This window comes from Campylobacter concisus, from assembly GCF_003048595.2.
GTDB classification, from domain to species: Bacteria; Campylobacterota; Campylobacteria; order Campylobacterales; family Campylobacteraceae; genus Campylobacter_A; species Campylobacter_A concisus_L.
Window position 1 is genome coordinate 1,542,418 of the sequence record NZ_CP049270.1, and the last position, 22,418, is coordinate 1,564,835.

The 22,418-nt window shown below is 39.3% G+C and carries 20 protein-coding genes; 6 read left to right on the plus strand and 14 right to left on the minus strand.

The features are described 5' to 3' along the window. Positions 1–32: 32 nt before the first annotated feature. Genes CVT15_RS07795 through CVT15_RS07840 form a run of 10 tightly spaced genes read right to left on the minus strand, consistent with a single transcriptional unit; the run spans position 33 to position 9,508 of the window. Positions 33–479, minus strand: coding sequence for a hydrogenase 3 maturation endopeptidase HyCI (locus tag CVT15_RS07795; protein ID WP_072594541.1), 447 nt, complete (start codon positions 477–479; stop codon positions 33–35). Further along, the gene (locus tag CVT15_RS07800; protein ID WP_107898028.1) at positions 479–823 is read right to left on the minus strand and encodes a formate hydrogenlyase maturation HycH family protein; all 345 of its coding nucleotides are present in this window, start codon (positions 821–823) and stop codon (positions 479–481) included. Before CVT15_RS07800 ends, CVT15_RS07795 begins: the two co-directional genes overlap by 1 nt. Continuing rightward, positions 820–1,644, minus strand: a complete 825-nt coding sequence (locus CVT15_RS07805; RefSeq protein WP_021091627.1) for an NADH-quinone oxidoreductase subunit B family protein — start codon at positions 1,642–1,644, stop codon at positions 820–822. Before CVT15_RS07805 ends, CVT15_RS07800 begins: the two co-directional genes overlap by 4 nt. Continuing rightward, entirely contained in the window at positions 1,641–2,180 is a 540-nt protein-coding gene (locus tag CVT15_RS07810) for a formate hydrogenlyase complex iron-sulfur subunit (RefSeq protein WP_054197155.1), read from the minus strand. The genes CVT15_RS07805 and CVT15_RS07810 overlap by 4 nt, the downstream gene beginning before the upstream one ends. After that, a complete protein-coding gene (locus tag CVT15_RS07815; RefSeq protein WP_103577083.1) occupies positions 2,177–3,913 on the minus strand; it encodes an NADH-quinone oxidoreductase subunit C in 1,737 nt (578 codons plus the stop codon). Before CVT15_RS07815 ends, CVT15_RS07810 begins: the two co-directional genes overlap by 4 nt. Beyond that, positions 3,910–5,391 carry a hydrogenase 4 subunit F gene (locus tag CVT15_RS07820; RefSeq protein WP_107898027.1) on the minus strand — a complete coding sequence of 494 codons (1,482 nt, stop codon included), beginning with the start codon at positions 5,389–5,391 and terminating at the stop codon, positions 3,910–3,912. Before CVT15_RS07820 ends, CVT15_RS07815 begins: the two co-directional genes overlap by 4 nt. A 2-nt stretch (positions 5,392–5,393) precedes the next feature. Then, a complete protein-coding gene (gene hyfE, locus CVT15_RS07825; protein WP_103577081.1) occupies positions 5,394–6,038 on the minus strand; it encodes a hydrogenase 4 membrane subunit in 645 nt (214 codons plus the stop codon). Position 6,039: 1 nt separating this feature from the next. Beyond that, positions 6,040–6,960: a respiratory chain complex I subunit 1 family protein gene (locus CVT15_RS07830; RefSeq protein ID WP_084041928.1), complete on the minus strand. Its 921-nt coding sequence runs from the start codon at positions 6,958–6,960 to the stop codon at positions 6,040–6,042. A 9-nt stretch (positions 6,961–6,969) separates the two neighbouring features. Beyond that, positions 6,970–8,937: a proton-conducting transporter membrane subunit gene (locus tag CVT15_RS07835; protein ID WP_087580376.1), complete on the minus strand. Its 1,968-nt coding sequence runs from the start codon at positions 8,935–8,937 to the stop codon at positions 6,970–6,972. A gap of 1 nt (position 8,938) precedes the next feature. Continuing rightward, positions 8,939–9,508: a 4Fe-4S dicluster domain-containing protein gene (locus CVT15_RS07840; RefSeq protein ID WP_103577080.1), complete on the minus strand. Its 570-nt coding sequence runs from the start codon at positions 9,506–9,508 to the stop codon at positions 8,939–8,941. A 414-nt stretch (positions 9,509–9,922) separates the two neighbouring features. On the opposite strand from CVT15_RS07840, the gene CVT15_RS07845 reads away from it, so the two are divergent. From CVT15_RS07845 to CVT15_RS07855, 3 genes are all read left to right on the plus strand, one after another. Then, positions 9,923–11,008, plus strand: a complete 1,086-nt coding sequence (locus CVT15_RS07845; RefSeq protein ID WP_103576518.1) for an MBL fold metallo-hydrolase — start codon at positions 9,923–9,925, stop codon at positions 11,006–11,008. 44 nt (positions 11,009–11,052) lie between these two features. After that, positions 11,053–11,340, plus strand: coding sequence for a hypothetical protein (locus CVT15_RS07850; RefSeq protein WP_021091759.1), 288 nt, complete (start codon positions 11,053–11,055; stop codon positions 11,338–11,340). Between the two features lie 535 nt (positions 11,341–11,875). Continuing rightward, a complete protein-coding gene (locus tag CVT15_RS07855; protein WP_180998526.1) occupies positions 11,876–12,052 on the plus strand; it encodes a hypothetical protein in 177 nt (58 codons plus the stop codon). A 23-nt stretch (positions 12,053–12,075) separates the two neighbouring features. Here the strand turns inward: CVT15_RS07855 and CVT15_RS07860 are convergent, their stop codons facing one another. From CVT15_RS07860 to mnmG, 4 genes are all read right to left on the minus strand, one after another. Next, on the minus strand, positions 12,076–13,119 hold the full coding sequence (locus tag CVT15_RS07860; RefSeq protein WP_103576615.1) for a c-type cytochrome: 1,044 nt from the start codon (positions 13,117–13,119) through the stop codon (positions 12,076–12,078). 2 nt (positions 13,120–13,121) lie between these two features. Continuing rightward, complete coding sequence (locus CVT15_RS07865; protein ID WP_103576614.1) at positions 13,122–14,366, minus strand: cytochrome b; 1,245 nt, start codon at positions 14,364–14,366, stop codon at positions 13,122–13,124. 10 nt (positions 14,367–14,376) lie between these two features. Then, complete coding sequence (petA, locus tag CVT15_RS07870) at positions 14,377–14,880, minus strand: ubiquinol-cytochrome c reductase iron-sulfur subunit (protein WP_021091707.1); 504 nt, start codon at positions 14,878–14,880, stop codon at positions 14,377–14,379. A gap of 174 nt (positions 14,881–15,054) precedes the next feature. Beyond that, positions 15,055–16,920, minus strand: coding sequence for a tRNA uridine-5-carboxymethylaminomethyl(34) synthesis enzyme MnmG (gene mnmG / locus CVT15_RS07875; protein WP_103576613.1), 1,866 nt, complete (start codon positions 16,918–16,920; stop codon positions 15,055–15,057). A 168-nt stretch (positions 16,921–17,088) separates the two neighbouring features. Between mnmG and CVT15_RS07880 the strand changes: the two genes are divergently transcribed. The 3 genes from CVT15_RS07880 (at position 17,089) to CVT15_RS07895 (ending at position 22,412) form a co-directional block, all read left to right on the plus strand. Next, on the plus strand, positions 17,089–20,541 hold the full coding sequence (locus CVT15_RS07880; protein ID WP_107898026.1) for an acyl-[ACP]--phospholipid O-acyltransferase: 3,453 nt from the start codon (positions 17,089–17,091) through the stop codon (positions 20,539–20,541). 356 nt (positions 20,542–20,897) lie between these two features. Beyond that, positions 20,898–21,650 carry an amino acid ABC transporter substrate-binding protein gene (locus tag CVT15_RS07890; protein WP_103576606.1) on the plus strand — a complete coding sequence of 251 codons (753 nt, stop codon included), beginning with the start codon at positions 20,898–20,900 and terminating at the stop codon, positions 21,648–21,650. A gap of 9 nt (positions 21,651–21,659) precedes the next feature. Further along, a complete protein-coding gene (locus CVT15_RS07895; RefSeq protein ID WP_103576605.1) occupies positions 21,660–22,412 on the plus strand; it encodes an amino acid ABC transporter substrate-binding protein in 753 nt (250 codons plus the stop codon). The last annotated feature ends 6 nt before the right edge of the window (positions 22,413–22,418 follow it).

Consider the following 22,418-nt stretch of genomic DNA (forward strand, 5'->3'; position numbering starts at 1 on the left):
CCAAAAAGACTAAATTTAGCCATTTGCTAAATTTAACCGACTAAATTTTTATCAATCTCTACAATTCTTAAAAAAGCTTTTCTGGCACTTTTTTTAGCCTGCTCACTTAGTCCTTCCTCGAAATTTAAGACATTTTCGAGCAAGACGCTAATGCCAAGAAAAAGCGTCTTTGGGCAAATTTTACGCAAATAGCTTAAAAGTACTGGAGTTGGTAGATTGTGAGTTGAGTAGATGTAGTCTCTATCGTCACTTAGGTCAAAAAACTCTATCTTATCCTCATCAAAGCCACTCATCGCATCAACCACTATCAAGATATCAGGTGCAAACTCTCTAATGGCCGAGAATTCATTCTCAGGCACATCTTGCCCAAAAAAGACCTTCCACTCTTTTAGCTCGTGCTCCACGATGCGGCCTACTTCATTACCCACATCATCATCGCCACGCATAGGATTACCGATGCAAAGGATGGCCTTTTTCATCAAAAATCCTTCCTAAGCACGACATATCCCTCTTTTAAATTTGCCAAAATTTCTTTAAGCTTACACTCACAAAGCTGCGGCAAGAGTTTAGCAATATGCTCGGCAAAAATTTCAACTTCAAAATATTTGCTTAAATTTCCGATTTTAAATTTCACGTATTCGCCTGAGTTTTTGATCATCTCGTCAAATTCCTCATCGCTTAGCTCTAAAATTTTCTCGCTAAAATCAATCGTGCCAACGCCATGTCCTACGCAAGTGGAGAAAATTTTTATCTCCTTTAGCTCGCGTGGAAGCTTATCGTTGTCGTCCATATGCCTTTTTGTAAGCTTATAAACTTGTATCATCTTTTACTCCAAACCTCACTATCAACGTCTATCGCAAAGCTTTTATCAGCTTTTGCATATTTTAGATAGACATCGTTGTGCAAAAGCCCCATGCACTCAGCATATCTAGGATCTTCCTCTTTTTTGATAGCTGTAAGCACAGCCTCTCTTGAGATGCTTGGATCATGGACATCTTTTGAACATTTGATAGCATTCATATATTTTTCAAAAAGGATTCTACCAAAGATATAGCTCATTAGTCTTCTACTTTCAGCTTGCAAGTCACGCTCGAATAAAATATCGCCTATGACTGACTTCTCAACTGAAGGTGGCAATGTATTATCTTCCTCATAGCTTTTTTTATGGAGTTTTTGATCGATGATACCAAGAGCCATGCCAAGGCCGTAAATAATACTTGCTGGGTGTGGAGGACAGCCTGGGATATAGACATCGACTGGAATTATCTTATCGATGCCACCCCAAACGCTATAAGCGTCGTGGAAAATTCCGCCACTGCTTCCGCATGCACCAAGAGCAACTACGATCTTAGGATCTGGAGTCGCCTCATAAGCACGAAGAAGTGGATAATACATCTGTCTTGTTACAGGACCGGTGCAAAGCAAAATATCAGCGTGTCTTGGGTTTGCAACAAGTTTAAAACCAAAACGCTCAGGATCCCACATCGGTGTAATAGCTGCAAAAATTTCTATCTCACAGCCGTTACAGCTTCCACAGTCGATCCTATAAACGCTAAAGCTTCTTTTGATATTTTTTAGATGCTCTAGCTTTGCAGTTAGATCATTTGCTGTTTTTATGTCCTCTGGGACTTGATATAGACTCATTTTATAGCCTCCTCAATGCCTTTTGTTAGCCTCTCAGCAGATTGATTTTTCTTGCACTCTGGGCAGATATAAAGGTAGTCTTTTGCCTCTTCAAGTCTGCCTGGGAGTAAATTTGCTGTGCCAAGCTTTTCAAGGGTGAAATTTATAAGCCTTTTTGGCGTAAATGGCTTACCACAGCATTTGCAAGTTTGCATCTCAAGCTCGCCCCTTTGTATAAGAGCGCTCTTGTCAAATTTAACCGCAAGCTCAAAGCTATCGCTAAGTCTTACAGCTCCAGTTGGGCAAACCTCATCGCAGCGCCCACAAAATATGCAGCGCCCACAGTCAAATTCCCAAACAAGCTTTGTTTGTTCCTCGTTCATCTTAAGCTCTATCGCGTTACTAGGGCAAGCGATACCGCAGGCTGCACAACCTATACAAAGATCGTATGTATAGTTTGGCTGACCACGGAAATTTTCAGGAACAATATATGGCTCAAATGGATAGGCGTATGTCGCCTTTCCATATTTTTCTGTGATGTCAAATAACTTCATCATCTTAAATCCTTTTTACTAACCCCGCCATCTTGACAGAATTTTTTAAGGTCTTTTTCTGTTAAAATTTTGCTCTTTTTAGTCCTTACATCGACTAATGTAACACGCTCTGTACATGAGTAGCAAGGGTCAAGTGAGCAAACGATAAGTGCTGCGTCACTTATGTTGTTTCCTCTAAATTGATATCTTAGGCTTGGCCAGTTGTTATAAGTAGCTGCCCTGCATCTCCAGCGATATACTTTTTGAGCGCTGCCCTGCATGATCCAGTGGACGTTCTCACCGCGTGGTGCTTCGTCGTGACCAAGTGCAAAATTTTCAGGTTTGATCATAGTCACAGGATCGATCATAATCGGAGTTTGAGGCATTAACTCAAAGCATTGGCGGATGATGTGGATAGAGCTTTTTAACTCTTTATATCTAACCATCTCGCGAGCAAAAACGTCGCAACCATGCTCAACTGCTACTTCAAATTCTATCTGTTTAAAGAAGTCGTATGGGTGATCGTAGCGGTTATCACGTTTAAAGCCAGAGCCTCTCATATTTGGACCAACTGGGCTAAAGTCACGTGCTATTTGGCGATCTAGGATTCCCACACCTTTCCAGCGTCCGATTTGGCGTTTATCCTCCATAACTGCGTCCCAAATTTCTGAAATTTGAACGTCAAGTTTATTTATGATCTCGATACCTTTTTTGATCTCTTGGTTTGTCATATCACGTCTTAAGCCGCCCATAACGACATTGCCGTATGTTTTACGTCCACCAGTTACAAGCTGAGCTAGCTCCATAGAGTACTCACGAACTCTAAAGATGTGCATGAAAGCGTTGTAGTTACCAGTGACCTCACAAGCTAGACCGATATTTAAAAGGTGGCTGTGAAGACGCTCGATCTCAAGACAGATGACGCGTATAGCTTGAGCCCTTAGTGGAATTTCAAGCTTGATAGCTTTTTCTGCTGCTTCGATACAAGCGATAGCGTGAGCATAACCACAAATTCCACAAACTCTCTCTGCAAGATAGCCCATTTGATCATAGTTCATTCTGTTTTCAGCGAGTTTTTCCATACCGCGGTGTTGATAGAACAAGCGGTAGTCAGCGTCGATGATCTCGTCGCCGTCGCAGAAAAGTCTAAAGTGACCAGGCTCATCAGATGTAACGTGTAATGGTCCAAGTGGTACGTCTACTACTGCATCGCCAGTTGGAAATAGAAATTCCGCATCTGGCTCATCTCTGTGATCAACCGGATCAGGGCGGTAACGATAATCCATCGCATCTTTTCTAAGTGGATGAAGTCCGTCTGGCCAGTCATCACTTAAAACTAGACGTCTTTTATCAGGCAAACCTTCGGCTACAAGACCAAACATATCATAAGCTTCTCTTTCGTACCAAACACAAGCTGGCACTAGCGGAGTAACAGACGGGAATGTTGGATCGCTTCCTGGGATAAGCGTTTTAATAGTGATAAAGCACTTATCCTCAGCTGCAAAATCATCCGCCTCAGTCATCTTGCTACCTTCCATTGAGATAGCGTAGTAAAGCGCATAGCTGCCATTTATCTGGCGCTCGTCGTTTGGTATCATAGTGCTTATAAAGCCGCCGATATCATAGTAAAGTGTTTTAACAGCCAGCGGAAGGTCGTTTCTATCGACTAAAACAGTGATCTGATCGTCAGCTTGACGAGTTACCTCTAAAATTTTTACTTTAGTTTTTAGGATTTCTACAAATTTATCGCCTCTCATTTTAAAGCTCCCATCATTATATTAACACCGTTATTTACTAGCGTATAAAAGCTATCTACGTGCCATACGCCAAAGATTATGATAAGGGCACAAAGTGCTATAAGAGGTAAATTCTCTAACAAACTCATCTCTTTGTTGTGAACGATCACACCTTTTGGCTCGCCAAAGCTTGCCATGTTAAAGTGTGCAAAGTCAGCTATGAAAATAACTGCAAGTGCAATAGCAAATAGTGCAACTGCGATGTATTGACCGCTTGTGATAGCTCCTACAAAGACATTATATTCGCTAACAAATATAGCAAACGCTGGAACACCAACAAGTGAGCAAACAGCCGCGCCAAACATTATAGTGGTGATCGGTGCGATCTTAACCATACCGCCCATCTTACTCATATCTTTGTGACCGTAAATTCTTGCGATATTGCCTGTTGAGCAAAATGCCAAAGCTTTCGTAAAGCTGTGAGCTAAGCAGTGGAATATCGCTGCAAATAAACCAAATTTACCGCCAACACCAAGTGCAAATGCGATAACACCCATGTGAACGATTGAGTGGTACGCAAACATTCTTTTTACGTTGTGTTGTCTGATTAGGAAAAATCCTGCTACAAAAAGAGTGATAGTTCCTGAAACGATCATTATGCCCTCAACAAAGCTAAATCCAACAGCTTGAGCTGTGATAGCGTAGTATCTTAAGAGTGCTAGCATCGCACATTTTAAAAGTACGCCTGAAAGCAAGGCTGAGATAGGTGCTGGACCTTCAGCGTGAACGTCTGGTAGCCAAGTGTGAGTTGGAGCAAGACCAGCTTTTGTACCAAAACCAATTAGAGCAAATACAAAGATAAGTTTTGCTGCATCTGGGTTTAAATTTTTAGCGTTAGCCATTATTCCAGAAAATAGCATAGAAGCCTCACCATCTCCTAGAGTACTAAATGTGGCTGAGTATAAAAGAACAGTCGCATAAAGTGCAAATGCTAGACCGATTGAGCAAAGAACGATGTATTTATAGCCACTTTCTGTTGATTTTTGATCTTTGTGGATAGCGACAAGAAATACTGAAGCAAGAGTTGTTGCCTCGATAGCAGCCCACATAAATGCAACGTTGTTACAAATAACGCTTAAAGTCATTGTAAAGATAAATACATGGCTTAGTGCGTAGTATTTTTTAAGATCGCTTAGATGGATGTGTCCATCTTCAAGCTCCCATCTCATGTAGTGGATAGAGTAGAAATTTACTATAAATCCGGTTACAGCAATAAGCACCAAGAAAACACAGCCCAAGCTATCTAAAAACAAAAATTTATCAAAACTATAAAAAGTTCCGCTACTTAAGACTTTAAGAACATTGTTAAGTAAAGCCACCGATGTCGCAGCAGAAAACAAAACATGAAGTCCGCTTAATACCGCATAATTTTTAGGACTCAAAAACAAGACCAAAGCACCAAGGAGCGGTAAGATAAGTATTAAAGCTAAACTATCCATCTCTAACCCCTTAAATTTGAAGCTTTAGAAGTATCTAAACTATCATAAGCTTTATAAAATCTAATCGCTAGAATACTCATGATGATAACGGCAAATATTGCATCTGTTAAAATTCCAAGCTCGACTAGCTCATGTGAGTTATAAGCCATTAGAGCAAGGCTTAGATGGATACCGTTTTCAAACAAGCAGTAAGCTAGAATTTGTTTTACAAATGAGTTTCTTAGCATGAAACCAAAAATTCCCATCATAAATACTGTTCCAGCTGCGATTAGCATGATCTCTTCTTTGATAAGAGAGAATTTTAAAAATATAGGGTGGATACTCATTGAAAGAGCTAGAGAAAATCCCATAGCAATAACAGGGCTTACAAAAAATCCACCAACTGGCTCATCTTCGCTAACTACGCCTAGCTTTTTAACAAGCCAGAACAAAATAGCTGGTACAAAAATAACTTTGGTAAAGAACGCAACGATCGCCCAAGTTGTGAGCTGTTCGGCATTAAATTTCTCAGCTAGCAAGAAAAATATGCTAACTAAAAGCAATGTCTCAACCGCATAAGCGATGATAGATAGCTTTAAATTTCTAAGACCAAAAACCGCAAGCGAAGTTACGATCATGCAAATGGCTAAAATATCAAGTGTTTGCATCTCACACTCCTACTACATAAAGTGTTAGTGCAACAAACGAGATAGCAAGTGCACCAAGCGCATTCTTGCGTAAAGATGAAGTCATTTTAAAGCGTGGGCCAAAGTTGTCTATAAAGACAGCTGCTACGTAAAATACTCCAGTTTTTATCACAAAAACGATGATAGCTAAGAAAGGATTGCTAAAATTCCATGGCTCAAATATAGTTAGGAAAAGTCCGATCATAGCAAACTGTTTTAATATAAGTGATGCTTGAACTAAACCAAGGTCGCTACCTGCGTACTCGCCAAGCAAGCCTTCTTGAAGCTCTTGTTCTGCTTCAGCTACGTCAAATGGTTTTCTGCCAGTCTCAACATACATGCACCATAAAAATGCGATAGAAGCTACGGCAAAACTTGGGATCTGATATCCGATAACACCGGTTTTTACCATCTCTTGGATCTCAATTAAATTTGATGTTTTAGCTGCAAGCATAACTACGATTAAGCACATAATCATAACTGGCTCAACATATACGCCCAGCATTTGCTCCCTGCCGCCGCCTGTTGCTGCAAATGGGTTGCCGCTATCCATTGAAGCTGCACCAAATACAAATCTAAGCAATGCGCCAAGATAAAGGATCACAAATATATCTGAATATGCTCCAAAAACAGTATCTTTGCTATATGTTATAGGTATAGCAGCTAGAACTGCAGCTGAAGTTGCAAAAAGAAAAAATGGAGCCCATCTAAATACCCAGTGAGAGCACTCAGGCACAGTTCTTCCTCTTCTAAAGAGTTTTATAATATCGCGATATGTTTGAAAGAAATCGCTACCTTGTTTTGATTGAAGTCTAGCCCTTAGTTTTCTTGCCATACCATCAAACAAAGGAGCTACCAAAACGATAACGACTACTTGAAATATCATTAAAAGTATAGTTTGCATTTTCGTCTCCTAAACTAAAAAGTAGCCCACAGCAAGTATGGCACATAAATAAACTAGAATATAAAGTGTATATATGTTTGTATATCCGCTTTGAACGATGCCTAGTTTATCAGCAAATTTCATACACCATTTAATGACTGGCTCATAAAACATTCCCCACCAGATATCTTTTGGATGGTTGTGATATTCAACCGCGTCAAAATAATTTCTAGTAACGATCTTTTTATCAGCTCTAAATAGCCATTGCATGATCTTTCTAAGATCGCCTGTAAATGGACCACCTGTCATTTGCATACGTGAACTATATTTAAAGCCGCAAGCCCATGGATCAGTTTCGCGTGGTTTATCTCTATTTGCTTTCATAACAGCAAGGATGATAAATGGCAAAATCATAGTCGCACATAGGACTAAAGCGATAAGTGGAGTTGAGATCATACTGCCTATTGGTGAAGTTACATTTATAGCTCCAAGGCTAGCCTTATAGTCGCTTATAGCGATAGAATTTACAGCTTGCATGATGTAATCAACTATGTAGTTTGCGCCAAGACCAAATCCAACGCAGCCTATCATTAGGATGATCATGCCAAGAACCATGCCTATTGGACTCTCTTTAGCATTTTCCCAAATTTTTTGATCTCTTGGAGTGCCTGCAAAGATAACAGCGTAAAGTTTGAGGTGCATACCAACCAAAACGCCAGTTAGTGCAAGAGCTACGACACCAAGAGTAAATGCATATCTAACTAATGTTCCTTCTCCCATTGCACCTTGAAGCATACCTTGATATGTAAACCACTCTGAAACAAAGCCATTTACTGGAGGTAAAGCTGCGATACCCATGATACCTATAAACATACCAAGGCTTGTCCATGGCATCTTTTTAGCAAGACCACCAAGGATGTCCATATTTTGTGTATGAGTAGCATGGATAACCGAACCAGCGCAAAGGAAAAGTAGGCCTTTAAATATAGCGTGGTTAACTACGTGGTAGCAACCTGCTAGAAAACCTACTGCTGCAAGTGTTAAATTCCCAGCTGCAACACCATAAATTCCTGTGCCAAGACCTAGCAAGATGATACCTATGTTCTCAACTGAGTGATAAGCAAGTAAAGCCTTGAAGTCGTGTTGGCAAAGAGCGTATAAAACACCAAATAGTGAGCTAGCTGCACCAAGAGCGAGTATCGTAAGACCAAAATATGTGCTAAGTGGTAAGTAAAGTGTAAATTTAACTAGTGTAAATAGAGCAACTTTGATCATAACGCCCGACATAAGGGCTGAAACGTTTGATGGGGCTGCTGGGTGAGCTTGTGGAAGCCAAACGTGAAATGGCCACATACCAGCTTTACTACCAAAGCCGACCAAAAATAGTGCAAATACGGCAGCAGAAGCACCAAATGGCATCTTAACGCCCATAAATGCGCTAAAGTCAAAGCTTCCTGCGTAGTAAGCTGTGATAAGCAAGCCACAGGTTATACAAAATGCTCCAATTTGTGCGATACCAAGATATACCATGACCGCTTTAAGTGTATTTTTGCCATCATTTACTATAATAAGGAACGATGAGATAAGAGTCATAAGCTCCCATAAAACGACAAAGCAAAATACATTATCAGCGCTAATTACTAGAAGCATTGAAAGGATAAATGTATTAAACAAACATGCAAACACGCCAACATTTGCTTTTTTGATATACTCATCTGCATAGCTCATACCATAAACGCTACTTGCAAATCCGATGAAAACAACGACAAAGCTAAAGAAATTTCCAAGTGGATTTAGCGCAAATTTTGGCGAATACAAAAAGCCATCCATAAGAGCAAAGCTATCGCTTACTCCCATATTTGCAACAAAGTGACACATCGCGTAAAAACAGCTTAAAGCGCTTAGTCCAAAACCAACCTTTACAGCGGCCTTTGGAGCACAATAAAGCAAAATGCTAACGACGGCACTTACAAGAAATAGCATATAAACCGTAGTCATCTTATGCTCCTTGTCCATTTAAAATTTTAGTAGCAAATTTATTCGCTGCTTCATAATCTATCCTCTTGCCAAGTTTATGTTTGCCCTCTTCTGGATCAATCATAACAAGAGCACTCGTTGGACAGACATCAACGCAAGCTGGTCCATTTTCACGACCAAAGCACATATCGCATTTAACAGCGATATTTTTTGCACCTGATTGTGACTCTACCTCAAGGTTATATTTTGGCTCGACAGCGTAATTTACTGAAGGCATAAGCTCCGCACTTGAGCTTATCGCACCGTAAGGACAAGCGATCGTGCACATCTTACAGCCTATACAAATTTCCTCGTGAAGCTCGATGCAATTATCATTAAATCGCAATGCCCCAGTTGGACACACATTCGCACAAGGACCATCGTCGCATTGTCTGCACTGAGTTGGCATAACGCCAGTAGCTTCTCTTAGCACACTTAGCCTTGCACGTGACAGCTTGCCGCGTTCATAAGCGCTCTTAAAACATGCAGCCATGCAGGTTGCACATCCTATACAGCGTTTATAATCGGCAATCACAAATTTATGTTTTTTCATAAATTCCTCCCATTAAACAAGGCTAAACTGCCCTGCTCACTTTTAAAGTGATGGTTAGTCACCAAAATAGAGATAGTTAAATTTTTATTTAACATCTCAAACGCTCCTTCCTAATTTTTGTAATAATTCTACAACTTACAATGAATAAATTCCGTCATCTATCTGACAAATTTTGTATTTTTGAAATTAAATTTTTATTTTATATATTTTTAAGATTATCTATTTAATATCGATTTTTAGGTGTATTTATTTGCTAAAGGATAATATTTATTAATAAAATTTTCCTATAAAGAGTAAAAATATCTTAATTAAGTTTAAATTTACAAGTTAATTATTTAAGCTCGTGTTAATTAAATAAAACTGAAATTTAAAAATCTAAAATATAATCCGACCTTTAAATTTAAAAGGCTTTTTATGGGAATTTTTATAGTTATAGTTTTGCTTATTGTCGCAGTGTTTCTTTTTATGAAATTTGCCCCAGTTTTTGGTGGCGTGCCAGACGCCAAGAGCCAAAAGCTCATAGAAGCTTCGCCAAATTTTAACGGCAAAGTTTTTATAAATTTAGAGCCCACTATTGATATGGTAAAGAATAATCCGCAAGCGTCTATGCTAAATTTCGTCCGTCAAGCGCTCTTCCCACCAAAAGGTAAGCTACCAAAGCGCCCTTTGCCAAATTTAAAATTTGACACAAATGCCCTCAAAAATGGCGAGTTTATCTGGCTTGGGCACGTTAGCCTCATATGCAACCTTGATGACAAAACCATCGTCACAGATCCAGTTTTGCACCGAGCATTCCCACTCCCACTTGGTGGCAAGCCCTTTGCCTACGAGCATGCTATCACCGCTAGCGACTACCCAGATGCGATCGATATCGCCCTCATCTCGCACGATCACTACGATCATCTTGATCATAAAACGATACTTGAGCTAAAGGATAGAATTTGTAAATTTCTAGTGCCGCTTGGCGTAAAAGCTCACCTTGTAAAATGGGGCGTTGATGAAGACAAAATTTATGAGTTTGACTGGTTTGGTGATCAAAAAATAGGAAATTTAAACTTCGCGTTTTGTCCTTCAAGGCACTTTAGTGGGCGCACATTTAAAAGAAATACGACGCTTTGGGGTGGCTGGGCGGTTAAAGAGGCTGGCTTTAGCTTTTATTTTAGCGGAGATGGCGGATATGGCAAGCACTTTAAGATGATAAATGAGAAATTTGGCGCCTTTGATCTAGTTTTTATAGAAAATGGCGCTTACGGCGATGGCTGGCCTTACGTGCATATGAAGCCAGAGGAGTCAGCGCAAGCACTAAAAGATCTTGGAGCTAAGCTTGGTATGCCGATGCACTGGGGCAAGTTTGATCTATCTTATCACGCTTGGGATGAGCCAATCAAACGTTTTGAAAAGGCAGCGACAAAACTCGAGCTAAACTACGCAACGCCGATGATCGGAGAAGTTTTCACCGCACAAAATCAGCCTAGGAAAAAGTGGTGGGAGAAAATTTAGGAATAAAATTTGCTGTAAATTTTAAAATCCAGAAGGAAATGCTGATGAAAATTTCTGAAAATTTAGCAAATCTAAAAAATGTCATCGATAAAGCCGCAAAAAACGATCTTGATATGAGTGCAACTGGAAGCTTTTTACAAAATTTAGAAAAAGCGAATAAAGAGACTGAAAAAATTTATAAACAGCTAGAAAAAGAGCTAAAAAGCGATGCGCAAATGTTTAAACAATTTGACTTCATGCAGATGATAACAAAGCTTCAATACGGCAACCTAAAGCCAAATGAACGTGAAAAACTGCTCAATAAAATGAGCAAGATCGCCAAGGAAATTTAATTTTAAATAGGCTTGATACGGAGCTAAATTTTTGCTATTTTTGTGAAATTTGGTGGGTTTTGGTGAGTGATTTTCTTAAAATATAAATTTATTTACCTGGGGTGACTTCTTGAACTCGTATATATTTCTATATTTCTACCAAAACGCTTATATATTCATAGCTCACATGGTAGCATAGACATACTACTGCTTTAGGTTTTTAGGCAAATTTTTAAAATTTCATAAACGAGTAATTTCAGCTCTAAAATTTGAGCTAAGCAGTAAGTGAAGCCAGATTTTAGTAGTCAATTCTTGCAAGTGAATGAAAGTTTTAAAATTTGCAAAATAGTAAATTTCTATTTTTAAAAATATAGACTTTAAATTTAAAAACTTTATTCGAAAGGGAGATAAGGGGACTTGAATTACGAAGCCGTACCCTTATCCACTCTTTTTAATCCCCCCCCCAAAAAAACCCTCGCACGTTAGAGAGCATGCGATAGCGCTTTGCGCCGCATGTATTTTACATCAAGCAAGTGTCAGGTAAATTTTAAAATTTATGAGCGAACATATCACGGCTCTAAATTTAGTGCTAAACGTAGTGCAGCCTAAATTTAGTAGTCTGCTAAGGCGAGTGAATAAGATTTTAAAATTTGTAAGAGTATTTTATCAAATTTACAAAAACGAATTTAAAGAGTACCTATTTATATATGTAAATTTACCAGAGAGGATTTAAGAGCCAAAAAAGGCTCTTAAATTTTAGTGTAGTTCGCTCCAAACTTTGCGTTTCCAAAGCCAAGCAAAAATTCCTAATATAAAGAAGTAGATCATGACATAAAGCCCTGTGCTCTCGCGCTCAGCCTTTTTCTTGTCGCCTACTTTTTGGATATAAGCTACCACATCGTCTTCAGCGGCTTTATTTAAACCAACTCTTGGCATAGCAGTGCCTGGAAGCATCTTTTGAGTATCGTTTATAAATTTATGCAGATACTCATCACCTTTTGAACGAATCATCATCGATAGATCAGGTGGGTTTGAGCCCATATAAGTAGCAAGGCTTACTTTGTTGCTAAATGCATATTTTTTGTCATATTTTATATCATGACATCTTTGACATGCATCAGCGAAAACCTTTTCTTCAGTAATCTTATTATTTGCCTTTTCATAATCAGCAGATACTTTTTTCAAATAAGCTACTATATCGGCAGTCTCAGCATTTATATCACCACCAGCACCCATAAATGCGGTCATCGGAAATGGATGCTCGTCGTTAAATTTATGAGTTAGCTTTAAAGCCATAGTTGGGTTTTTAATGAGTGCAGCTAAGAATTTATCGTCATAAATTTTACCAGCGGTACTAAGATCTGGTGGCACTACACCAAAGCTTTGACTAGCTGTCTCAGCATCCATACCAGCTGGCATACCTGCTGCTTCTATACCGTGACATCCTGTACATCCTGCTGCTACAAAAGTATCAGCACCCTTTGTAGCGTCACCTTTTGTAAGATCAATAGAGTTAATGTCATTCCAAAATGCCGTATAGTCATCAAGAATTTTTTGTGCTACTTCTACATCTTTTGTAGCCGCGTCTATACTTGCCTTATTTCCGCTAGCCTTAGCAGTCTCAAGAGCTGCCTTTTTTTGCTCTAAAAAGTGCTTTGCATAGTCAGTATCTTCTTTTGAAAAGTTATACTCAGCATTTGCAGTGTGTGGATGAAGCTTTGTGTGAGCATAAGGCTCGATACCCCAATATAAAACACCTGAAAGAATAACAACAATGGCAAAAATTTTAAGCTCTTTCATGATTAGCCCCTCTTTCTTTCAAGTATTGTTATAACTGGCAACGCAATTATAAATAAGAATAAGAATAGCAATGATGAATAAAATCCTATCCAGTCATTATAACCACCTGTTGGGAGCTTACCATATATAGATAAAACAATAAGATCGACAACTAAAACCCAAAACCATATAAAAAATAGTGATCTTTTGTGAGCTGGAGCTACAAGGTCGCTTCTATCAAAAAGTGGTATAAGCATAAATGCAACACCCGCAAACGCAAACGCTATAAGACCAATGTTATAAGCAGAAATTCCAGCTATATCAAAGAAGAAGCCACGTAAAATTTCATATTGCCACAAGAAATACCACTCTGGATAGATATGTGGTGGGGTTTTTAGTGGATTTGCTGGCTCAAAGTTGATAGGATCCATTGCAAAGTTAAAGTGATAGCAAACAAGATAGATGACAAATATCATAAAGAATGATACATACATAAAGTCTTTTGCCAAAAATCCTGGCCAAAATGGTATAACTTTAGATTTCGCTCTATCGCCGTGTAGATACTCTTGTGCCTCTACTTCAAAGTCGATATCTTCGCTTGTTAGGTTATTAACGTGTGGAACTCTTAAAGAGTAGAAGTGAATAACCAAAACAGCTATCGTTACAAGTGGCAATAGACAAACATGAAGCATAAAAAATCTAGTAAGTGTTGAGTCGCCAACTGCGTAATCACCTCTAATCCACTCAACTAAAGCGTCACCAATAACTGGCACACCGCCAAAAAGCTGAGTGATAACAGTCGCCGCCCAGTAGCTCATCTGTCCCCATGGGAGCATATAACCACTAAATGCCTCTGCTGAAAAACAGATAAATAGCACCATACCACTTATCCAAATGACCTCTCTGCCTCTTTTGTATGAACCATAGTAAAGTCCAGTAAGCAAGTGAATATACATAATAAGAAATATCGTAGAAGCTGAAACTGCGTGAATGTGACGCCAAAGCCAGCCATACTCGACCTCTTGCATGATAGTATAATTTACACTATCAAATGCCAAATTTACATCTGGTTTGTAATACATTAGAAGTAAAAAACCAGTAACAATTAAGAGCATAAAAAGCGTTGTTAAAATAACGCCCATTGCCCAAAGAAAATTTATATTTTTTGGAATCCAGTATTCGCTAACTAGAACCTTTATAAGTTTTGTAAAAGCTAGGCGTTGATCAAGCCAGTCAATAACGCCAGTTGATTTATGAGCTAAAGACATTGCTATCCTCCTAAGCTTTTGCTACTAATTTTTCGTATTCTGGGCTTGTTTCGCCTAGAACTAGCTTGGTTCCATCGATCTTAAATGGTGGTATATCAAGTGGTCTTGGAGGAGGTCCGTATGTTTGCATTCCGTCGGCATTAAATTCGCCGCCATGACAGGCACATACAAACATTTGTTTGCTTGCTTTATACTCAGGTATACAACCAAGATGCGTGCAAAGTCCGATAAGAACTACGTATCTAGCATCCCCTACGACAACATCTCTTTTGTCATTTTTAGCCATATCAGGACTTTTTTTGAGGATGAAAATAGGCTTTTTACGCCACTCAACCTGCCTCATTTCTCCATCTTTGATCGGACTTAGATCAACTGTTGTGAAACCAGCAGCTTTTACACTTGGAAGCGGATCCCAAGTCTTTTTAACAGCCACTAGTGACATAGCGCCGCCGACAGCTGCCACAGCACCAAACGCAAGGCCGATAAAGCTACGTCTTTCTTGCTTTACTGACATTAAATTCCTTTCTATAAATAAATTCTTAACGATTATACTCTCAAAAAATTAAAAAAGTATAATTTCTAAATATAATCTGCAAAAATAATGTTAATTTTAGCTTAAACGTAAATCTTGATTTTAAGATAAAAATTTTAAGCTTTATGACTTTTTGAACTAAATCTGAAATCAAAATCAGCCAAGCCTTTTCTCATTCATCTTTATATAAATATGTAAGATATCAATCGCAGCTGGCGTGATACCTGAGATTTCACTCGCAGCAAAGAGCGTAGGCGGTGCAAATTTCTCAAGCTTTTCGACCACTTCATTACTAAGGCCACTAACACTTCTAAAGTCAAAATTTTCAGGAATTTTTACATCCATCATATCTTTCATTTTTTCTATTTGATTTTTTTGCTCATTTATGTAGTGCTGATACTTGCACTCGGTTAAAATTTGATCCACACTCGCATCATCTAAATTTGCAAATTTCTGATCAAGCTTTCTTAGTTTCTCAGCCGTAAAGCTCTTACGTGCGACAATCTTTTGAAGGCTCACATTTTGACTAATCGGCTCTTCATCAAGGCTAGCTAAAAGCTCTAAATTTTGCTTGCTCGGCGTAATTTGAGTATTGTTAAGGTAAGCAAGCCCATCTTTTAAATTTTGCCTGATAGCTTCAATTTCATTAAAAGTCTCGTCATCAATAAGTCCAATCTCATGGCCATATCCACCAAGCCTTAAAATGGCATTTTCCTCACGCAAAAGCAAGCGATACTCCGCCCTACTCGTAAACATCCTATATGGCTCTTTTGTCCCTTTTGTCACAAGGTCATCTATCAAAACGCCGATATACGCCTCATCACGGCGCAAGATGAGCGGTTCTTTGTTATCAAGAGAAAGCGCAGCATTTATACCGGCCATTAACCCCTGAGCACCGGCCTCCTCGTATCCAGTCGTGCCGTTTATCTGCCCAGCCAAGTATAGCCCTTTTACCTTTTTAGTCTCTAGGCTATGTTTTAGCTGTGTTGGCTCGACGTAGTCGTACTCGATAGCGTATCCATGCCTTACGATTTTTGCGTTTTCAAAGCCTTTTACAGAGCGTAGCATCTGCACTTGCACCTCATAAGGCAAGCTAGTCGAAAAGCCGTTTATATAGTACTCTGTAGCTTCAAGTGTTTGAGGCTCGATGAAAAGATGGTGTCTGTCGCGGTCGCCAAAGCGGTTTATCTTATCCTCGATACTTGGGCAATATCTTGGCCCAATGCCCTCAATCTGTCCTGTAAAAAGTGGCGCTTTGTCGAAATTTGAGCGAATTATTTCATGCGTGGTTTCGTTTGTATAGGCGATGTAGCATGGCAGCTGCGTTGGTGAGAAATTTTTAGTTCTAAAGCTAAATGCAACTGGCTTTGCGTCGCCATCTTGCTTCTCTAAAATTTCAAAATTTATCGTTTTCGCGTCGATCCTTGGGCATGTCCCAGTCTTTAGCCTGCCTAAATTTAGCCCAAGCTCTCTTAGACTGCCGCTAAGATCTTTTGCACTTAGCTCGCCCACGCGGCCAGCTTCTAGTTTATTAAATCCAACGTGAATTAGCCCGTTTAAAAATGTACCAGTGGTGATTATCACCTTTTTTGCATTATAGATGTTATTTAGATGGGTTTTAACGCCGGTTACCTCACCATTTTCGCTTAAAATTTCAGTGGCGATCTCTTGAGAAATTTCTAAATTTGGAGTGTTTAAAAGCAAATTTCTCATATAAACGCGGTATCTATCCATATCTATCTGAGCACGGCTACCACGCACTGCTGGGCCTTTACTCTCATTTAGCACACGAAACTGGATACCAACAGCATCAGTTGTAAGTCCCATTTGGCCACCAAGCGCGTCGATCTCTTTTACAAGATGCCCTTTTGCAAGGCCTCCGATGGCTGGATTACAGCTTGCAGCGCCTATTTGCTCGGCTAAGATCGTGATCAGTAAAGTTTGTTTGCCCATTCTAGCAGCCGCAAGACTTGCCTCAATGCCAGCATGTCCGCCGCCAACGACGATTATTTCATAGTTCATGATAAAATTTTCCTATTTTTTGATTGCGTGATTTTATCCAAAAGCATATAAAATTTAAATTTTTTAAAAATTTTTATTGTCAAATTTAATATAGAGTTTTTTATTAATAATATTTTAAATATTTTGCTGTTAGATTTACAAAATTTTTAAAATCACAAAGGTCCTTCTATGATGAGTTTATTAAAAGTTGCTGGCTTTTTGCCCTACCTTGCGATCGCATTTTTAAATGCAAGTGTCGATCTAGCACACAAAATAACCATACAAAATGTTCTTTTAAAAACATACGATGGCGACATACTTTTTATCCTAACAGCCGTCATAAACGCAATGATCTTGCTTCCATTTATATTTTTATTTTCGCCCTCAAGCTTTATAAACGACAAATTCGCAAAAATAAAGGTCATAAGAATTTGTGCTTTTTTTGGCGTTATTATCAGCGTCGCGGTGCTTTTTAGCTATCTTGCAGGTGCTTTTGGCGTAGCCTTTGCTTTAACGCTCATACTAGCCGCTCAAAGTGCTATATACTCACCAGCAAAATACGGCATCATCAAAGCCCTGGTCGGTCCTGAGCGCCTTGGCACAGCAAATGGCATCATCCAAGCGCTCACCATCGTTGCGATACTTTTTAGCTCATTTTTATTTTCATTTATATTTGAAAATTTATACATCCAAGGCGAAAACTCAGAAGAGATCTTAAAAAGCGTCTATCCTATTGGCATCTTTTTAGTCGTATTTAGCGCACTTGAAGCATATTTTGCTTATAAATTACCTTGCATCGATGAAAAAGATGAAACAAACGAAAATTTTAATATTAAAAAATATATTCGCCTTAGCTATTTAAGAGAAAATTTAAAAGAAGTAAGGTCAGATAAAAATATCTGGCTAAGTATCGCTGGCCTTAGCATATTTTGGGGAATTTCCCAGATCATAATCGCAGCTTTCCCAGCTCATTACAAAGCCGTTTTTAACGACGACAGCTCGCTAGCGGTGCAAGCAATTCTAGCAGCAAGCGCCATAGGTATAGCATTTGGCTCATACGTGGCTGGCTCTATGTCAAAGCTACATATCGAGCTTGGTATCGTGCCGATGGGTGCTATTGGTATATTTTTCTCGCTTTTATTTTTCGCATTTGGCTCAAGCATCGGCGTAGTGAGCCTTAGCTCATTTGCGTTTGGCTTTTTTGGTGGAATTTTTATAGTGCCACTAAATGCGATGATCCAGTACTTTGCCCCGCAAAAGACCACCGGCAAGATAATGGCGGCAAACAACTTCTTACAAAACGTCTCAATGCTGCTATTTTTAGCTATTGGCATAGGTTTAGTATATTTTAAAATTTCAACCACTGGGCTCTTTGTCTTTACAGCGCTTGTTTGCTTGATCGGTAGTTTTTACGCCATTTTGCAGCTTCCACATCTTTTTACAAGGCTACTTTTGTTGCCATTTTTAAAGACAAAGTACCGCTTTTTTGTAGAGGGCCTGCAAAATTTACCACAAAGTGGCGGTGCGCTACTTCTTGGCAACCACATCAGCTGGATCGACTGGCTCGTGCTTCAAGCTGCAAGCCCAAGGGGCATAAGATTTGTCATGTATAGAACGATCTATAACAAATGGTATCTAAAGCAAATTTTTAAATTTTTCAAAGTGATCCCAATAGGCGCAGGAGCTAGCAAAGAGTCGATCGAGCTTGTGCGTGAGTGCTTAAAAAATGGCGAAGTGGTCGCACTTTTCCCAGAAGGGCACATCAGCTACAACGGTCAGATAAATGAGTTTCAAAAGGGCTTTGAGCTTATCATCAGAGATCTAGAAGAAATTTGCATTGTGCCATTTTATCTTCGTGGCCTTTGGGGATCTAGCTTTTCAAGGGCTAGTAAATTTTACAAAGACCTCACTTCTAAAAACGGCAGACGCGACATCATCGTCGCCTTTGGCAAGCCGATAACCACATTTATAAACGCTGCAAAGATGAAGCAAAAGGTGCTTGAGCTTAGCTTTTCATCGTGGGAGAGCTTTATCTCAAGGCAAAAACCACTAACGAGCGAATGGCTAAATAACGCAAAAGAGGATAAATTTAAAGAGTGCGTGAGCGACAGCACTGGACTAAATTTAAGCAACTTGAAATTTATAACAGCTGTTTTAGTCTTTATCAAAATTTTCAAACGCGAGCTAAAAGATGAGAAAAATATAGGCATTTTATTACCTAGCTCAAGCATCGCAGCGATAGTAAATATGGCGCTTCTAGCCATGGGCAAAGTGAGCGTAAATTTAAACTACACACTTAATGAAACCTCGCTAAATCACGCCCTAAAAAAGGCAAATATAAACACAGTCATAACATCTAGCAAATTTCTTGAAAAGCTCGCACTTAAAGGCTTTGATCTAAAAGATGCGATGAGTGACAAGGCTAAATTTGCCGAAGATCTATCAGCTAGCGTCTCAAAAAAAGAGAAATTTTTAGCGCTTTTAACGGCATTTTTTGCTCCAGCTTGGCTTATTAAGCTTTGCTATTTTAGGCCAGTGAGCTTAGAAGATACGGCTACTATTTTATTTAGTAGCGGCAGCGAAGGCGAGCCAAAAGGTATCGAGCTAAGCCATAAAAATTTACTTGCAAACATCAAGCAAATAAGCGAACTTCTAAATTTCAAAAAAGATGACGTGATCTTAAACTCACTCCCAGTATTTCACTCATTTGGCCTAACAGTCACCACGCTCATGCCACTTTGCGAGGGAGTAAAAATGGTAAGCGTGCCTGACCCAACAGACGGAGCGACTATCGGCAAAATGGCGGCAAGACACAGCGCTAGCATCATCTTTGGCACCTCGACCTTCTTTAGGCTCTACACCAGAAACAAAAAGCTTCATCCGCTGATGTTTCAAAGTGCCAGAATGGTCGTAGCTGGGGCTGAAAAGCTAAAACCTGAGATAAAAGATGAGTTTAGACTCAAATTTGGCATAGAAATTTATGAAGGATATGGCGCGACCGAAACGGCACCAGTAGCTGCTGTAAATATGCCAAATATCCTAGAAAAAGAGAGCCTAAAAGAGCTTACATTTAATAGACCTGGAAGCGTTGGCATGCCTCTGCCTGGCACTATCATAAAAATAATCGACCCTGAGACTCTTGAAGAGCTAGAAACTGGTGAGGACGGACTCATAGTGATCGGCGGATCGCAGGTGATGAAGGGCTATCTAAACGACGAAGCTAAAACAAGCGAGGTAATCACGCACATTGATGGCGTAAGATACTATAAAACTGGCGACAAAGGCCACATAGATGAAAACGGCTTTGTATTTATCGTCGATAGGTATTCAAGATTTGCCAAGATAGGCGGCGAGATGATAAGCCTTGGAAGTGTCGAAGAAGAGCTTGCAAAGGTGCTTGGAAACGACGTCGTCTTTAGCAGCGCAAACGTACCAGATAGCAAAAAGGGTGAGGCGATCGCGCTTTTAGTAAAAAGTGGCACAGAGCCTGAGAATATCGAGCAAATTTTAAAAGAGAGCAGCCTAGCTCCTATAATGATGCCAAGCTATATATTCATCGTTGATGATATCCCAACGCTTGCAAGCGGCAAGGTTGATTTTAAGGGCGTAAAAGCTCTAGCGGTCTCACTTTTAGCGGAGTGAGGCACCGCCCTCTTTCTTTGTAACAAAATACTACCCAGGTTGCAGTTGCGACTGATATTTGCATAAATCTTAAAAATTTTTTGCAAAGAGTTTTATATAAAAATTTCTATTGCTTTTTAAATTTGGTGCAATTCGTGCGATTGTTTGCTAAATTCTGCCTTTACAAAATTTTACTGGCAGATCATAAAAGATGATGCTATACAAATAGTGAACAAATGGGCTATAACGTAGAAAAAGGTAACAAAGTGCTGCTAATTAAGATAAATTTTGCCCTAAATGAGCTTAGCAAGGAAGGAGCTTTAAGCGAAATTTCGCTTAAATACTTCGGCAAAGATATTTCTAAATAAGGAGAATTAATGAATTTTAAGCCCATTTTTGGCTTGATCGCAGGTGCTTTTTTAGCTTTAAATTTAAATGCTTCAACTATTAAAAAAGGCGAACTTACCGTCGCAACTGAAGGCACTTACTCACCTTACTCATTTTACGATGAAAAGGGCGAGCTAGTAGGATATGACGTAGATATTGCAAGAGCCGTAGCGCAAAAGCTAAATTTAAAAGTTGAGTTTCTAACAGCTCCTTGGGATGCGATGCTTGCGGCTTTTGATGCTGGTAAGGCCGATGTTGTATTTAATCAAGTAAGTATAAACGAAGATAGAAAGAAAAAGTATGGTATGAGCGTACCTTACACTATGCCATATCCGGTAATTGTCGTGCATAAAGATAATAACGACATCAAAAGTTTTGCTGATCTAAAAGGCAAAAAGAGCGTGCACTCTGCGACTAGCAACTGGGCAGCGATAGCCGAGAAAAACGGTGCAACAGTGGTTGTGGCTGATGGCTTTAGCAAAGGCGTGGAGCTTATCATTTCAAAAAGAGCTGATGATACAATAAACGATAACGTTACATTTTTTGACTACATCAAACAACGCCCAAATGCGCCGCTAAAAATCGCATACACAAGCAACGAGCCGATGCCAACAGCTGCAATCGTTAAAAAAGGCAACACTGAACTATTAGAGGCGATAAACAAAGCACTTGACGAGCTAAAAGCCGAGGGCAAGATAAGTGAAATTTCGATGAAATATTTTGGAAAAGATATTTCAAAATAAAGGATTAAAATGAAATTTACAAATTTATTAAAAGTAGTAGCCGTGCTTGCAATGGCTCTAAATTTGCAAGCAAAAACTATAAAAGATGGCGTGCTAACAGTAGCAACAGAAGGCACTTACGCGCCTTTTACATTTTATAATGACAAAAATGAGTTAGTGGGATACGACGTAGATATCGCAAGAGCAGTAGCGCAAAAGCTAAATTTAAAAGTTGAGTTTCTAACAGCTCCATGGGACGCGATGCTAGCAGCATTTGACGCTGGTAAAGCAGACGTTGTGTTTAACCAAGTAAGTATAACTGATGAGAGAAAGAAAAAATATGCTTTTTCAGTGCCTTATACTGTGACATTTGGCGCTATCATCACTAGAAAAGATAATAACGATATAAAAAGTTTTGCTGATCTAAAAGGCAAAAAAGATGCCGACTCAGCGACTAGCAACTGGGCGAAAGTCGCTGTAAAATACGGTGCTGAACACGTCGTAACAGATAGTTTTGCTAAAAGTATGGAGCTTCTTATATCAAGACGTGTAGATGCTGTTGTAAGAGACAACATCGTATTTTACGACTTCATAAAAGAGCGCCCAAACGCACCTGTGAAGATAGCTGCCTCGCTTGATGAGAAAGACTACACAGCAGCAGCTGTTAAAAAAGACAACGCCGAACTTGCAGAGCAAATTTCAAATGCACTAAACGAACTTTCAAAAGAGGGCAAACTAGAAGCCATCTCAAAAAGCTACTTTGGCAAAGACGTCTCAAAATAAATTTAT